Annotated in this window: 14 protein-coding genes; 2 read left to right on the plus strand and 12 right to left on the minus strand. The window is 63.1% G+C overall.

Translation table 11 applies throughout. From position 1 onward, the window contains the following. Window positions 1–4: 4 nt before the first annotated feature. From NKT35_RS15390 to NKT35_RS15425, 9 genes are all read right to left on the minus strand, one after another. Entirely contained in the window at window positions 5–511 is a 507-nt protein-coding gene (locus NKT35_RS15390) for a GyrI-like domain-containing protein (RefSeq protein WP_254294526.1), read from the minus strand. Window positions 512–539: 28 nt separating this feature from the next. After that, a complete protein-coding gene (locus NKT35_RS15395) occupies window positions 540–1,022 on the minus strand; it encodes a tetratricopeptide repeat protein (RefSeq protein ID WP_254294528.1) in 483 nt (160 codons plus the stop codon). Between the two features lie 34 nt (window positions 1,023–1,056). Further along, a complete protein-coding gene (locus NKT35_RS15400; protein WP_254294530.1) occupies window positions 1,057–3,012 on the minus strand; it encodes an acetyl-CoA carboxylase biotin carboxylase subunit in 1,956 nt (651 codons plus the stop codon). Continuing rightward, on the minus strand, window positions 3,002–3,133 hold the full coding sequence (locus tag NKT35_RS24055) for a hypothetical protein (protein WP_256493407.1): 132 nt from the start codon (window positions 3,131–3,133) through the stop codon (window positions 3,002–3,004). The genes NKT35_RS15400 and NKT35_RS24055 overlap by 11 nt, the downstream gene beginning before the upstream one ends. 647 nt (window positions 3,134–3,780) lie before the next feature. Next, a complete protein-coding gene (locus NKT35_RS15405) occupies window positions 3,781–4,569 on the minus strand; it encodes an enoyl-CoA hydratase/isomerase family protein (RefSeq protein ID WP_254294532.1) in 789 nt (262 codons plus the stop codon). Between the two features lie 10 nt (window positions 4,570–4,579). Beyond that, window positions 4,580–6,178, minus strand: a complete 1,599-nt coding sequence (locus NKT35_RS15410; protein ID WP_254294534.1) for a carboxyl transferase domain-containing protein — start codon at window positions 6,176–6,178, stop codon at window positions 4,580–4,582. A 14-nt stretch (window positions 6,179–6,192) separates the two neighbouring features. Continuing rightward, a complete protein-coding gene (locus NKT35_RS15415) occupies window positions 6,193–6,537 on the minus strand; it encodes a nuclear transport factor 2 family protein (RefSeq protein ID WP_231162445.1) in 345 nt (114 codons plus the stop codon). Window positions 6,538–6,667: 130 nt separating this feature from the next. Then, entirely contained in the window at window positions 6,668–7,837 is a 1,170-nt protein-coding gene (locus NKT35_RS15420; RefSeq protein ID WP_254294536.1) for an isovaleryl-CoA dehydrogenase, read from the minus strand. Window positions 7,838–7,959: 122 nt separating this feature from the next. Further along, complete coding sequence (locus tag NKT35_RS15425) at window positions 7,960–8,430, minus strand: NUDIX hydrolase (protein WP_254294538.1); 471 nt, start codon at window positions 8,428–8,430, stop codon at window positions 7,960–7,962. Between the two features lie 72 nt (window positions 8,431–8,502). Here NKT35_RS15425 and NKT35_RS15430 point away from each other — a divergent pair, with 72 nt between their 5' ends. Further along, entirely contained in the window at window positions 8,503–8,979 is a 477-nt protein-coding gene (locus tag NKT35_RS15430) for a YaiI/YqxD family protein (RefSeq protein ID WP_254294541.1), read from the plus strand. A gap of 435 nt (window positions 8,980–9,414) precedes the next feature. Here NKT35_RS15430 and NKT35_RS15435 read toward each other — a convergent pair whose 3' ends face one another. Next, entirely contained in the window at window positions 9,415–10,638 is a 1,224-nt protein-coding gene (locus tag NKT35_RS15435; RefSeq protein WP_254294543.1) for an L-lactate MFS transporter, read from the minus strand. A gap of 275 nt (window positions 10,639–10,913) precedes the next feature. On the opposite strand from NKT35_RS15435, the gene NKT35_RS15440 reads away from it, so the two are divergent. Continuing rightward, window positions 10,914–11,567, plus strand: coding sequence for a hypothetical protein (locus NKT35_RS15440; protein WP_254294545.1), 654 nt, complete (start codon window positions 10,914–10,916; stop codon window positions 11,565–11,567). A gap of 12 nt (window positions 11,568–11,579) precedes the next feature. Here NKT35_RS15440 and NKT35_RS15445 read toward each other — a convergent pair whose 3' ends face one another. Beyond that, the gene (locus NKT35_RS15445; protein ID WP_305883433.1) at window positions 11,580–12,335 is read right to left on the minus strand and encodes a LytR/AlgR family response regulator transcription factor; all 756 of its coding nucleotides are present in this window, start codon (window positions 12,333–12,335) and stop codon (window positions 11,580–11,582) included. Beyond that, on the minus strand, window positions 12,332–14,002 hold the full coding sequence (locus NKT35_RS15450; RefSeq protein WP_254294547.1) for a sensor histidine kinase: 1,671 nt from the start codon (window positions 14,000–14,002) through the stop codon (window positions 12,332–12,334). Before NKT35_RS15450 ends, NKT35_RS15445 begins: the two co-directional genes overlap by 4 nt. Window positions 14,003–14,049 lie beyond the last annotated feature (47 nt).

The raw sequence follows: 14,049 nt of genomic DNA on the forward strand, positions 1-14,049 counted from the left end.
TTTCTTAGCGCTTGGATTGAACGGGAATGTAAATGTCCATTTGCAGCGTTTCCTGGCCGGGCGCGCAGCGGCTGTCGTAGCGCTCAAAGGTTTCGCCGGGCCCGTGCCGCCATTTGGAGGATGAAGGCAGCCATTCCTGATAGATGTGTTGCCACGTCCGCGCGATGGCCTGGCCAAAGTCCGCCGCGGCCGCTGGCGGCGTGCTGAACACGGCATACTTGGCCGGCGCGATGCGGCGGCGTTCGCAGCCTTCCGGCAGCGCGCGCTCATCCGGGCATTCCATGGCGATCAGGTAGCGGAAACGTTCGCTGGCGGAGTCGAAATCGCATACCACGCCGTACTCCGGCGCATGAGGGCGTTGCAAAGCGGCCAGCAGCGGCTGGCGCAGCCTGGCGGCATAGTCATCCCAAAAAGCGGGAATCTGTTGGAGATTTTCGTCGCCCTGCTTGCGAGTGGCGATGCTATAGCCCACCAGAGCCAGGCCGGGGTGATCGATGATGATGGGGTCCATCGCGTAGTCCTCCGCTCGCAGGCTGGGTTTACCAGGTTTTATCCAGATCTTGGGCGTAGAAGCGTATTGCTCGCTCATAACGGCGAATGTCTTCATCGACGCTGGTCTGCGCCAGCAGCGTCAACAAGGATTCCGTCGCCAGTTTATGCTTGCCCAGGTTATAGCGGGCCATCGCCAAGAAGGTTTGCAGCGGCAGGTCTGCAGGGAAGTGATGCAAGCCCTCCAACAATGCTTGCTCCGCTTCTTGGAACTTGCCGAGCGCGCGGTAGCTGCTGCCCAGGCCCAGCCAAGCGCCGGCGGCATCCGCGCCGCTCAAACCCAGCTCCAGCGCTTGCAGATAATGCGGAATGGCAGCAGCCTCCTCGCCTCGGCTGTCGTGCAGGCTGGCGGTGAGATAGTGCAGGTCGGCGTGCTGCGGCTGATGGCTCAACAGCTCGCGCGCCTGTCGCAGCGCTTGCTCGGTTTGGCCGCTGTGCTGAAGCTTGCGAATATTTTCCAGGGCGATGTGCATATTAATCCCATTTGCTTACCTGTAAATGACAAAGTCATTCTGCGGTAAAATCTACCAGTTCGTCACCATCGTTCACTTGCTCGCCGGCGGCAAAGTAGAAATCCTGCACCACGCCGTCGCCGGGGGCGGTGATGGTGTGCTCCATCTTCATCGCTTCCAGAATCAGCAATGGAGAGCCCTTGGCGACTTTCTCGCCGATCTCGGCCAGCAGCGCCACCACCCGGCCCGGCATCGGTGCCTTGAGGTGGGTTTCGCCGTGTACGCCCAGTTCGGCGTAGGCGTAGGGGTCCACCCATTCCACGGCTAGACGCTCGCCGTTTTCGAACAGCACGCGCTGAGCGCCGTGGCGCGCCACAGTGGCTTTGATCGCGGAGCCATCCAACACGGCCAATAGTTGCGAGCCTTGCAATCGCGCGCGGGCGGCGAACGATTGCCCGTCTACGGCGACGATGAAGCCGTCCGCCTGATGGCGCAGCGTCGCCGTGTGCTCTTCTTCATCTTGGCGGAAGGAGAAGCGCCGCGTTTGCTCGCCGTTCAAGCGCCAGCCGGCCGGTGCGGGGTAGGGCGCTTGTTGCGCCAGCGCCTCGGCCAATGCCAGTAACGCTAGTTGGCGGGCTGTCGGCGCAGCGGGCGGCGGCAGCAGCGCGTCGTGGTGGCGGGCGATCAGGCCGGTATCGACATTGCCGCTGGCGAAGCTGGGATGGCTGACGATGCGGCGCAGGAAAGACACATTGCTGGACAGGCCGACGATCTGGTACTGCGCCAGCGCGGCGTCCATCTGCCTGAGCGCCGCCTCGCGGGTTTCGCCCCAGACAATCAGCTTGGCGATCATCGGGTCGTAGAAAGGCGAGATAGCGTCGCCCTGTTCCACACCGGTGTCTATGCGCACATGGGCGGTTTCGGCCGGCGTGGCCAGGTGGACCAGCGTGCCGGTGGACGGCAGAAAGCCCTTGTCCGGGTCCTCGGCGTAGATGCGGGCCTCGAGGGCGTGGCCGCGTATCGCCAGCTGTTCCTGCGCCAGCGGCAGCGCGCCGCCTGCGGCGACGGCCAGCTGCCAGGCCACCAGGTCCTGGCCGGTGATCATCTCGGTCACTGGGTGTTCCACCTGCAGCCGGGTGTTCATCTCCATGAAGTAGAACTTGCCGGAGTCGACATCCATGATGAACTCGACCGTGCCGGCGCCGACATAGCCCACCGCGCGCGCGGCGGCCACGGCGGCTTCGCCCATCGCCTCGCGGGTGGCTTGCGGCAGGTGCGGGGCCGGCGCTTCTTCCAGCACTTTCTGGTGGCGGCGCTGCACCGAGCAGTCGCGCTCGAACAGGTAGACGCAGCCGCCCAGTTTGTCGGCGAAGACTTGAATCTCGACGTGGCGCGGACGGGTCAGGTATTTCTCCACCAGCACCTTGTCGTCGCCGAAGCTGGCGCGCGCCTCGCGCTGGCAGGAGGCGAGGGCGGCGGCGAAGTCTTCGCTCTTTTCAACGATGCGCATGCCCTTGCCGCCGCCGCCGGCGCTGGCCTTGATCAGCACCGGGTAGCCGATGGCGTCGGCTTGCTTCTGCAGCAACGCCGGGTCCTGGTCGTCGCCGTGGTAGCCGGGCACCAGCGGCACGCCGGCCTTCTCCATCAGCGCCTTGGCGGCGGATTTGCTGCCCATCGCCGCGATGGCCGAGGCCGGCGGGCCGATGAAGGCGATGCCGGCGGCCTCGCAGGCGGCGGCGAAGTCCTCGTTCTCGGACAGAAAACCGTAGCCGGGGTGCACCGCCTGGGCGCCGCTCTGCCGGGCGATGGCCAGGATCAGGTCGGCGCGCAGATAGGATTCGGCGGCCGGCGCCGGGCCGAGGCGGTAGGCCTCGTCGGCCAGCTTGACGAAGCGGGCGTCGGCGTCGGCGTCGGAATAGACGGCGACGGTGGCGATGCCCAAGGCCTTGGCGGTCTTGATGACGCGGCAGGCGATTTCACCGCGGTTGGCGATCAATATCTTATTGAACATGGCGGTCTCCCGCGGCGAAACCGCCCCGGCGCGTGCGCGCCATCAGGCGATTTTGCTGCGCAGCTGCGCAGCCTTGCGGCTGCTGGTCGCCGCGGTTGGCGATCAGTATTTTATTGAACATGGCAATCTTTCATGGTCTGCCAGTTGGGCGTTGTCTGGTTGTGGATGAGAGAGCGGCATCGGCCCCCTCTCCCGAACCCCTCTCCCGCGAGGGGAGAGGGGCTATGAACGGCGCTGTTGGAGCTGTCTTCTTCGCTAAGCATGTTTGCTTGGCAAAACCTTGTCGGAGCTTGACTGAGCTCTTCTCCCGAGTGGGGAGAGGGGCTATGCGCGGCGCTGTTGGAACTGTCTTCTTCGCTAAGCATGTTTGCTTGGCAAAACCTTGTCGGAGCTTGACTGAGCTCTTCTCCCGCGAGGGGAGAGGGGCTACGAGCGGCGCTGTTGGACCTGTCTTCTTCGCTAAGCGTGTTTGCTTGGCAAAACCTTGTCGGAGCTTGACTGAGCTCTTCTCCCGAGTGGGGAGAGGGGCTATGAGCGGCGTTGTTGGACCTGTCCTCATCGCAAAGCGAGTTTGTTTGCCGAAACTAGCTGGAGTTTGGCCGAGCCCCGCTGCCGAGAGGGAAGAGGGGGCATTGGCGGCATGGATCGACTGGTCTGCCGCTTCAAACGCGTTCAGCAGCCTAAGCGTGGCCGACGCTCGATGGCTCCCCTCTCCCCTTGCGGGAGAGGGGCTGGGGGAGAGGGGGTGAAGCCGCCGCCTATCCATCTTTATTCCTGCCACTTCGGCGCGCGTTTTTCGAAGAACGAGGCCAGTCCCTCGCGCGCCTCGTCGCCGGCGCGGATGGAGGCGATGCGGCCGGCGGTGTGCTCCAGCAGCGCGTCGTCCCACGGCGAGCCTTCGCGCAGTTCGGCCAGCAGCTGCTTGGCTTCGCGCAGCGCGCCCGGCGCGCCCTTGGCCAGCTCTTCGGCGATTTCGGCCACGCGCGCGTCCAGCAGCGCTTCGCTGACCAGCTCGTGAACCAGGCCCAATTGCAAAGCGGCGGCGGCGGCGATGCGTTCGGCGGACAGGAAATAGCGCCGAGCCTGGCGCCAGCCTATCGCGTCGGCCACATACGGGCCGATGGTGGCCGGGATCAGGCCCAGCCGCACCTCGGTCAGCGCGAACTTGGCGGCGTCGGTGGCGATGGCGATGTCGCAGACCGCCGCGAGGCCGGTGCCGCCGGCCATGGCCGCGCCGTGGATGCGGGCGATCACCGGCTTGGCGCTGCGGTAAATGGCTTTGAGCATGGCGGCCAGCTTTTGCGCGTCGGCCAGGTTTTCCTGCTCGCTGTAGCCGGCGGCGCGGCGCATCCAGTCCAGGTCGGCGCCGGCGCAGAAGCTTTTGCCGCGGCCGGCCAGCACGATGACGCGCACCGCCTCGTCGCGGTTCAACTGGCGCATCGCCTCGGTCAGCTCGGCGATCAGCACCTCGTTGAGCGCGTTGTGCAGCTCGGGGCGGTTCAGCCAGACGGTGGCCACCTTGCCGATTTGCTCGATTTGCAGCATGGTGTAGCTCATTCTGCGCTCCTTACATCCGGAACACGCCGAAGCGCGTGGCTTCGACCGGAGCCGACAGCGCGGCCTCCAGCCCCAGCGCGAGCACGTCGCGGGTCTGGGCCGGGTCGATCACGCCGTCGTCCCACAGCCGCGCGCTGGCGTAGTAGGGGTGGCCCTGTTCTTCGTATTGCTGGCGCACCGGGGCCTTCAGGGCCTCTTCCTGCTCAGCCGTGAAGGCATCGCCCAATTGCTCCTTTTTCACCTGGGCCAGCACGCCGGCGGCCTGTTCGCCGCCCATCACCGAGATGCGGCTGTTCGGCCACATCCACAGGAAGCGCGGCGAGTAGGCGCGGCCGCACATGCCGTAGTTGCCGGCGCCGAAGCTGCCGCCTATCAGCACGGTGAACTTGGGCACCTTGGCGCAGGCCACCGCTGTCACCAGCTTGGCGCCGTCCTTGGCGATGCCGCCGTTTTCGTACTTCTTGCCCACCATGAAGCCGGTGATGTTCTGCAGGAAGATCAGCGGAATGCCGCGCTGGCAGCATAGCTCGACGAAGTGCGCGCCTTTCAGCGCGGATTCGGAGAACAAAATGCCGTTGTTGGCGAGGATGCCGACGCGGTAGCCGTTGAGGCGGGCGAAGCCGGTCACCAAAGTCGTCCCGTAGTTCTGCTTGAACTCGTCGAAGTCCGAATCGTCGACCAGGCGGGCGATGATCTCGCGCACGTCGAACGGTTTTTTTGGATCAGCCGGGATCACGCCGTAGATCTCGTCCGCGGCGTAGCGCGGCGGCTTGGGATCGGCGCGGTCCAGCTCGCCTTGCTTCTTCCAGTTCAGGTCCGACACGATGCGGCGGGCGATGGCCAGCGCGTGGGCATCGTTCTGGGCCAGGTGGTCGGCCACGCCGGAGATTTTTGTGTGTACATCGCCGCCGCCCAATTCTTCGGCGCTGACCACCTCGCCGGTGGCCGCCCGCACCAGCGGTGGGCCGCCCAGGAAGATGGTGCCCTGTTCCTTGACAATGACGGTTTCGTCGCTCATCGCCGGCACATAGGCGCCGCCGGCGGTGCAGCTGCCCATCACCACCGCGATCTGCGGAATGCCGGCGGCGGACAGATTGGCCTGATTGTAGAAGATGCGGCCGAAGTGATCGCGGTCCGGGAACACCTCGTCCTGCAGCGGCAGGAAGGCGCCGCCGGAGTCCACCAGGTAGACGCAGGGCAAGCGGTTGTCGCGGGCGATTTCCTGCGCGCGCAAATGCTTTTTCACCGTCATCGGGTAATAGGTGCCGCCCTTGACGGTGGCGTCGTTGGCGATGATCAGGCAGTCGATGCCCGAAATGCGGCCGATGCCGGCGATCATGCCCGCGCCGGGCGCGTCGTCGCCATACATGCCGTAGGCTGCCAGCTGGGACAGCTCCAGAAACGGCGCGCCGGGGTCGAGCAGCAGATCGATGCGCTCGCGGGGCAGCAGCTTGCCGCGCGCGGTGTGTTTGGCGCGGGCTTTCTCGCCGCCGCCCAAGGCCGCCTGGGCGACTTTCTGTTTCAGATCGTCCACCAGCGCGCGCATCCGGTCGGCGTTGGCGACGAAGTCCGCGGCGCGCGGCGACAGCTTGGATTCGAGGATGGGCATGTTCTTTTACCTTGTCATTCGGCGTCGACGAACCACACCGCGGCGATCAATCCATCGGCATTGACGTCGTAGATGGCGACCGCGCGCAGGCGGTTTTCGCCGTCCAGCGTCACGTCTTCGTGGTCGATGACGCGGCTGCCCTGGACGATGCGGTGCAGCAGCGCGGCGTGCAGCTTGGGCAGGTTGAAGCGCTTGCTGGCGTAGTGGTCGGCCAGCGCGGCGCGGCCATTCAGGCTCAGTGTCATGGCCGGCAGGCGGTAAACCTTGACGTCCTCGGCGTAGCAGGCGGCGAACGCCTCGAGATTGCGGGCGTTGTAGGCGTCCAGCTGAGCCTGGACGATGCGTTCGGCGGCGGTCATGTTTTGGTTTTCCTCGGTATGGCCGGGGCAGGGTTGGAAAAATCGTCCGAGGCAAGGCGCGCCGCCGCAGACCGTACAAATCGTACGGCCAGTCGGCGCAACGCCGTATCGGACGATTTAGCCACCATGCTTATCGGGTTTCGGCCATCAGTTCGCGGCCGATCAGCCAGCGGCGGATCTCGCTGGTGCCGGCGCCGATCTCGTACAGCTTGGCGTCGCGCAGCAGGCGGCCGGTAGCGTATTCGTTGATGTAGCCGTTGCCGCCCAGGCACTGGATGGCGTCCAGCGCCAGCTGGGTGGCGTTCTCGGCCGCGTACAGAATGGCGCCGGCGGCGTCCTTGCGGGTCTGGCGGCCGGTTTCGCCGCGGTCCAGCGCCTGGCCCACGGCGTAGACATAGGCGCGGCTGGCGGACAGCTTGACGTACATGTCGGCCAGCTTGCCCTGCATCAGCTGGAAGTCGCCGATGGGCTGGCCGAACTGGGTGCGGTCGTTCAAATAGGGCACCACGATGTCCAGGCTGGCCTGCATGATGCCCAAGGGGCCGGCGGCCAGCACCGAGCGCTCGTAATCCAGACCGCTCATCAGCACTTTCACGCCATTGCCTTCGCCGCCCAGCACGTTCTCTTCCGGCACGAAACAGTTGTCGAAGAAGATCGGGTAGGTGTTGGAGCCGCGCATGCCCAGCTTGTCCAGCTTGCTGCCGTGGCTGAAGCCGGCAAAGTTCTTTTCGATGATGAAGGCGGTGATGCCGCGCGGGCCGGCGTTGACGTCGGTTTTGGCGTACACCACCAGCGTGTCGGCGTCGCCGCCGTTGGTGATCCACATCTTGCTGCCGTTGAGCAGGTAGCCGCCGTCGGTCTTGTCGGCCTTCAGCTTCATGCTGACCACGTCGGAGCCGGCATTGGGCTCGGACATCGCCAGCGCGCCGACGTGCTCGCCGGAGACCAGCTTGGGCAGGTATTTCGCGCGCTGGGCGTCGTTGCCGTTCTTGTAGATCTGGTTGACGCACAGATTGGAGTGCGCGCCGTAGGACAGGCCCACCGAGGCGCTGGCGCGGCTGATTTCTTCCATGGCGATCATGTGGGCGAGGTAGCCCATGTCCACGCCGCCGTACTGCTCGCTGACGGTGATGCCGAGTAAGCCCAGCTCGCCGAACTTGCGCCACAGATCGGCCGGGAACAGATTGTCCTGGTCGATGGCGGCGGCGCGCGGGGCGATCTCGCGTTCGGCGAAGTCACGCACCGATTCGCGCAGGAGGTCGTAAGTCTCGCCGAAGGCGAAGCGCAGGCTGCTGTACATGGGGTTCTCCTCGTTTGTGCATGCGGCGCGGCTGGCGGCGCCTGATGAACACATCATCGCTTACGTTTACGTAAGCGTCAATATGTCGCCATGATGAGGAGTCGGTTGAGTACGACGGGCGCTTATTCGCGATTGATCACATGGCGTAGGCTGCGCTCCGCGCTGATCAGCATGTCTTTCATGGGCAGCGGCAGGATGCGCAGCTCGCCGAGCTGCTCGCGGCTGAACCAGTCGAACTCCAGGCGCGCGCCGCCGTCTTCGATTGCGAACGGCGTGGCGAGGTCGGGCAGCGCGGAGTCGACGGCCAGATGGGTCTGGAAATACAAGCCCAGCTCATGGTTGCGCTGGCCGCCCGCGCTGAAGAAGTTTTCTATCAGCATCACCAAGTTGCCGCAACGCACGGCTTCGCCCAGCTCTTCAAGCATTTCCCGCTCAACCGTTTTGGGCGCGTCTTCATCGGGTTCGACCCGGCCGCCGGGCAGGGTCCAGAAATCATCGCGGATCAGGCGGTGCAGCAAGACTTTGCCCTCATGCTCGATGATGGCGCCGGCGCGCAGATTGAAGCGGACGCCGGCTATGTCGACGCTGATCATTTTCTATCTCCTTGGCATTTTGGCGGGCGCGCAGCATAGCGCTTTCTCCCGTCATGGACAAGGGCGGGTATCATGGCCGGCTATGTAAATGAAGAAAGAAACGCGATGACGATCTGGGTGGATGCCGACGCCTGTCCCAAGGTGATACGGGAAGTGCTGTTCCGCGCGGCGCAGCGCACCGGCGTGGAGCTGGTGTTGGTCGCCAATCAGCTGCTGGCGGTGCCCAAGGCGCCGAATATCCGCGCGCTGCAAGTGCCCAAGGGCTTCGACGTGGCCGATAATGAAATCGCCCGCCGCATCGAGGCTACCGATTTGCTGATCACCGGCGACATTCCGCTGGCTTCCGAGGTGCTGGCCAAGGGCGCGCAGGCGTTGAACTGGCGCGGCGAGGCGTTTTCCAAGGAAACCATCGCCGCCCAGCTGACGATGCGCGACTTCATGGACAATCTGCGCGCCAGCGGCATCCAGACCGAAGGCCCGCCGCCTTTGAGCCAGGCGGACCGGCAGGCGTTTGCCCGACAGTTGGATATCTGGCTGGCGCGGCGGTAGGGCGGAAGCCTGGCTTGAGCCGGGCATTATGCCAAGTAGTGTCTGCAGAGGGGATGATTTGTGGTGCAGCTTCCGCCGAGTAGGCGGGTCAGGGGCAGCGCGGCCAGCCCCCCGACACCCCAAGGCCGCCCCGACAGCGCGTCGAAACCCCGTCTTCAAAGCCATTTCCAAGGAGCCGCCGGAACTACATGCGTGCGGATCTTTGATTCGCTCAGCAGTACGCGCTACCGTCGCGCGGCGTCGAACAGCCGGCGTCTTAAAACCTCGGAAATGGCTTCGAAGCCGGCTAGCGCTGATGGGGATGGCGCACATCGGTTCGGTTTCACAGCATTTGTATAAGTTGTCGCCAAATTGATTGATCGTCAAAGCGGTGTCCGCCATTCACGCAAAAGCCCCCGAATCCGGGGGCTTTGTCTTGTCTGGGAGGGGAGAGGCTCAGGCCTTGCCCAGATGCGGTTCGGCGTCGAATTCTTCCTTGTCGGCCTGGGCTGCGCCCGGCTGGCGGATGGTCAGCGAGAACAGCAGGGCGACGATCAGCAGCGCCAGAATCAGGTGGAAGGTGGCGAGGAAGCCGCCGAACAGCGAGGCCACGATGGAGCCGACGATGCTGCCGATGCCGAAGCCCAGGTAGATCACGCCGTAGTTCTTGGTCAGATTGTTCAGGCCGAAGAAATCGCTGACCAGCGAAGGGTAGACGGTGATGGTGCCGCCGAAGCTGAAGGCTATGCAGGCGATGGCGGCGAAGAACAGGCCGGCGTTGAGCGGGGCGAACAGCAGGGTCAGCATGCCGGCCAGCGCGGCGATCTGGGCGATGGTGATGACGCGGATGCGCGGCATCTTGTCGGACAGCACGCCCAGCACCAGGCGGCCGGACAGATTGGCCACCGCGATCACGGCCACGGCGTTGGCGGCGGTGGCGGCCGACAGGTGGACGAAGCTCTCGCCGATGTCCTTGGCCACGCCGATCACGTACAGGCCGCTCATGCACACGGTGAGGAACATCAGCGCCAGCATCCAGTACTGCGGCTGGCGCATCGCCTCGGCCAGCGTGAAGTCGCGGCTGCCGCCGGTTTGCGCGGAGGCGGCTTGCTTGGGCGCGTCAGTCATCAGCAGGGCGCCTGCCACCACCATGGCCATGGCGATCAGGCCCCACAGCTGGAAAGTGGCTTCCAGGCTGAAATGCGACAGCAGCGCCAGGTTGATGAACTTGAAGCCCAGGCTGCCCAGGCCGTAAGCGCCGATGGCGCAGGCCGAGATCAGACCCTTGCGTTCCGGGAACCATTTCACGCAGTTGGACAGCGACATCAGGTAGCCGGCGCCGTCGGCGAAGCCCACCAGCAGGCCGGCGCACAGATACAGCATGATCAGGCTGCCGGCGTGGGAGGTCAGGTAGAAGCCCAGGCCCAGCAGCAGGCCGGAGGCGATGGCCACCTTGCGCACGCCGAAGCGCTCCTGCAGCTTGCCGGCCATCGATGACGCCACCGCCAGCGCGAGGCTGAGCAGGCCGAAGGCGAAGGCCACCTGGCTGACCGGCTCGGAGAGCTTGTGCGACAGCTGGGCGTTGAACAGGCTCCAGGTATAGACGGAGCCCAGCGCGAACTGGGTGAGGACGGTACCGGCCAGGGTACGGTAGCGGATGGCGTTGCTTGAGGCGTTCATGGCGCTGCTCGCTTATAAAGTCATTACTGTTGGCATGACTATAAGCTTGTACTTATGGAGGCGGCGCAGTGCGGGAATGAAATGCAGATTGGGGGGAATGAAATGCAGGGTGGCAAGCGTGAGTAACAACTTATCAGTATTTTTTTGCAAAGATTTCTCTTGATTAGCCAAACAAGGGTGGTGGATATTTAATTTGAGTGTTTGTTGGTTGTGGCAGAGTAATTTGCATGCAATTTGCATTTTTGTGATGGCGAACCGGTGAGTTGGGGAGGGGTATGTCTATTTGCTATGCGGTAATGTTTTTGATATTTCCTATCTGCAGTCTTGCTTCAGATTCGTCTAGTCAAACGGATAACATATCAGCTTATTCTACATTGGTGTTGGCTATTGTTGCCATAATGCAAGCAGTTCTATTTGCATGGCAGTTGATATTGATGCGTAAATCAATGAAGGATGCTGCTAAGGCAACAATGGCGGCCACAAAAAGTGTTGAGCTGATTTCTAAATTGGAGAGGCCGTGGATATTTTTGGAAAAAATAAAGGTTGTAAGAAGAGAGGGGGCTCCAATTGATCCTTCCCTGCGAAATAATTACTTCATTTCCTTGAGGTTTCGGAATCAAGGTAGGTCTCCCGCATTTTTATCTTCTTTTAAGTTTCAATTTGTTGAAAAGACTCTTTTGCCTGTGATACCGAATTTTGAGGGGTGCCAGGAGTTAGGTTGTCAATCGTCCTTGGCGGTAGGTAAGAGGTTTGAAACTAGGCAAGTAGGCCCTGCGACGGGTAAGGATGTCGAATATACTATGATTGGCATTCTGGTTTACCATGATATGGCTCGTGTTTTGCATCGTACAACATTTGCTATTGATGTTTCACCTAGCTTGCCAGTCTCGAGTGCTAACGTAAATCAAGCATATGACTATATGGACTAAGCAATATTAAGATTAAAGATGCATCAACTGCCTGAACGCCTTGATATTGCTGCGGCTGACCGGGATTTCGGTTTTCAGGTCGTAGAGCTTGATGATGTAGGTGCTGTTTTGCCAGGGCGCGATTTCGCGGATCTTGTGGATGTTGACGCAGAAGGAGCGGTGGCAGCGGAAGAAGCTGTCGGCCGGCAGCCGGGACACGAATTCGCTGATGCTCATCGCCATCACGTAGCGGTCGCGCGCGGTGTAGACCAGGGTGACTTTCTCGTCCGCCTCCACGTAATAAATGTCGTCGCAAGGCGTGACGATGATGCTGTCGCCCTTGGCCAGATTGACGGTGCGGCTGACCGGGGCGTTGTCGGCCGCCGGCGGCGCGACAGCCACGGCGCTGGCCGGCGCTGGGGCGGGCGGCTCTTGCGCCTCCAGCCTGGCCAGCACGCTGGCGATGCGGGTTTCGTTATAGGGCTTGAGGATGTAGTCGAAAGCCTCCAGCTCGAAGGCGTCCACCGCGAATTCTTTGTAGGCGGTGACGAACACGATGCGCGGCGGCCGCGTGGTCTTGTGCAGGTTCTTGGCCAGCAGCAGGCCGTCTATCGATGGGATATTGATGTCCAGAAACACCACGTCCACTTCGTTTTCCTGCAGAAACTTGAAGGCCTCCAGCCCGTCTTCGACGCTGGCGGTGATCTCGATGGAGCTGTGCTCCTGGATCAGGTAGGCCAGCTCTTCGCGCGCCAGGTATTCGTCCTCCACGATCAGCGCCTTGATCATGCCTTCTCCTCCAGCGGCAGTTCGAAACTCACTTCGGTGCCCGGTTCCAGCCGGGCCAGCCTCAGGCCTTGGCCGTACAAGAGCTTGATGCGTTCGTTGACGTTGGACAGGCCTATGCTGCGGCTTTCCACCTGGCCTTTGGCGATGCCGTCCATCACCTCCTGGCTGATGCCGTAGCCGGTGTCGCGCACCGACACGCGGATGCGGTCGGCCAGTTTCTTGACGGCGATGCGCACTTCGCCCGGCTCCTTGCGCGGCTGGATGCCGTGCAGGATGGCGTTTTCCACCAAAGGCTGCAGCAGCAGGCTGGGCACGCGCGCGCTGACTTCGTCCACGTCGAACACCACCGACAGCTTGCTGCCGAAGCGCGCCTGCTCGATGGCCACGTAGTCGCGCACCTGCTTCAGCTCCTCCTGGATGTCGATCAGCGTGTCGCCCAGCGACAGGTTGTAGCGCAGATAGTCGGCCAGCTTGGCGATCAGCTGCCGCGCCTCGGCCGGCTGGATGCGGATCAAGGTGGAAATGGCGTTCAGCGCGTTGAACAGGAAGTGCGGGTTGATCTTGCTTTGCAGCGCGGCGAACTCGGCTTTGCGCGCCATCTCCTGCAACTGCTTGATGCGCGAGGCCTCCATCTGGGTGGAGATCAGCTGCGACAGGCCCAGCGCCAGCTCGCGCAGCGAGCCGGTGATGCCGCCGCTTTGGCGGAAGAAGATTTTCAGCGTGCCGGTGACGCGGCTGTTTTCGCGCAGCGGAATGATGATCACCGAATGAAAGTCCGCCACCCGGTATTGCCGCAAGTCGTTCTCGATGATGATCTGGTCCTGTTCCACCGCGCGGCGGGTGATCTCGCCGATGGCGGAGTGGGCGGCCGGCTCGTAATAGTCCTTGCCCAGGCCGACATAGGCCTGCACGTCGCGGGTGTCGGTGATGGCCACCGCGTCGGCGCCGATATGGTTGCGGATCACCGTGCATACTTCCACCAGCGCGTCGCGGTCCACGTTCTGGAAATAGGGCAGGGTGCGGTTGGCGATGGTCAGCGCCAGCTTGGCCTGGCGCGCCGCCAATAGTTCTTTTTCGTCGTCCAGGTCTTGCACCAGCTTGATGATCAAGCCGATGCAGACGGTGCCGGTGATCATAGGGTAGGCGATGTGGCCGACGATGGCGTGGCCGACGGCGGGCGCGGTGAACCACAATATCAGCGCCATGGTCAGGCTTTCGCAGGCGACGCCGGCGGCGATGCCGTACAGCCACAGCCGCTGGCGGCCGGCGCGGTAGTGGATGGCGGTGGCCAAGAGGCCGGCGCAGATGCTGGAGATCAGGCAGGGCAGCGAGGTATAGCCGTGGATGTCTATCAAATAGCGGTGCAGGCCGGAGACGATGCCGGTGGGGATGCCCACCCAGGGGCCGAACAGAATGCCGCCGGCCAGGATGGCGATGGTGCGCACATTGACCAGCGAGCCGTCCACCGGAATGCCGGTATAGGTGCTGAACACAGCGAACAGGCAGAATAGCAGCGACACGCCGGCCAGTTCGGCCGGGGTGTGCTTCTGTTGGCGCAGCAAGTCCTGGAACGGCCGGATGCGGGTGAGGAAGAACAGCGCCATCAGCATCAGCGCGGCGCGCTCGAATACCGCCAGCAACAACATGTTCGGATTGTTTTCTATCATCGGAAACGGAGCCGCGCAGGCGGCTGGGGGGCGGTGAAAACGGAATG

This window comes from Chromobacterium sp. IIBBL 290-4, assembly GCF_024207115.1.
Taxonomy (GTDB): domain Bacteria; phylum Pseudomonadota; class Gammaproteobacteria; order Burkholderiales; family Chromobacteriaceae; genus Chromobacterium.

What these genes read in the sequence shown, in the direction of transcription:
- NKT35_RS15390 (WP_254294526.1), bottom strand. Translation starts at nt 511, where the DNA reads ATGGACCCCATCATCATCGATCACCCCGGCCTGGCTCTGGTGGGCTAT.
- NKT35_RS15425 (WP_254294538.1), bottom strand. Translation starts at nt 8,430, where the DNA reads ATGATCAGCGTCGACATAGCCGGCGTCCGCTTCAATCTGCGCGCCGGC.
- NKT35_RS15420 (WP_254294536.1), bottom strand. Translation starts at nt 7,837, where the DNA reads ATGTACAGCAGCCTGCGCTTCGCCTTCGGCGAGACTTACGACCTCCTG.
- NKT35_RS15415 (WP_231162445.1), bottom strand. Translation starts at nt 6,537, where the DNA reads ATGACCGCCGCCGAACGCATCGTCCAGGCTCAGCTGGACGCCTACAAC.
- NKT35_RS15405 (WP_254294532.1), bottom strand. Translation starts at nt 4,569, where the DNA reads ATGAGCTACACCATGCTGCAAATCGAGCAAATCGGCAAGGTGGCCACC.
- NKT35_RS15400 (WP_254294530.1), bottom strand. Translation starts at nt 3,012, where the DNA reads ATGTTCAATAAGATATTGATCGCCAACCGCGGTGAAATCGCCTGCCGC.
- NKT35_RS15430 (WP_254294541.1), top strand. Translation starts at nt 8,503, where the DNA reads ATGGCCGGCTATGTAAATGAAGAAAGAAACGCGATGACGATCTGGGTG.
- NKT35_RS15435 (WP_254294543.1), bottom strand. Translation starts at nt 10,638, where the DNA reads ATGAACGCCTCAAGCAACGCCATCCGCTACCGTACCCTGGCCGGTACC.
- NKT35_RS15445 (WP_305883433.1), bottom strand. Translation starts at nt 12,335, where the DNA reads ATGATCAAGGCGCTGATCGTGGAGGACGAATACCTGGCGCGCGAAGAG.
- NKT35_RS15410 (WP_254294534.1), bottom strand. Translation starts at nt 6,178, where the DNA reads ATGCCCATCCTCGAATCCAAGCTGTCGCCGCGCGCCGCGGACTTCGTC.
- NKT35_RS15450 (WP_254294547.1), bottom strand. Translation starts at nt 14,002, where the DNA reads ATGATAGAAAACAATCCGAACATGTTGTTGCTGGCGGTATTCGAGCGC.
- NKT35_RS15440 (WP_254294545.1), top strand. Translation starts at nt 10,914, where the DNA reads ATGTCTATTTGCTATGCGGTAATGTTTTTGATATTTCCTATCTGCAGT.
- NKT35_RS15395 (WP_254294528.1), bottom strand. Translation starts at nt 1,022, where the DNA reads ATGCACATCGCCCTGGAAAATATTCGCAAGCTTCAGCACAGCGGCCAA.
- NKT35_RS24055 (WP_256493407.1), bottom strand. Translation starts at nt 3,133, where the DNA reads ATGTTCAATAAAATACTGATCGCCAACCGCGGCGACCAGCAGCCGCAA.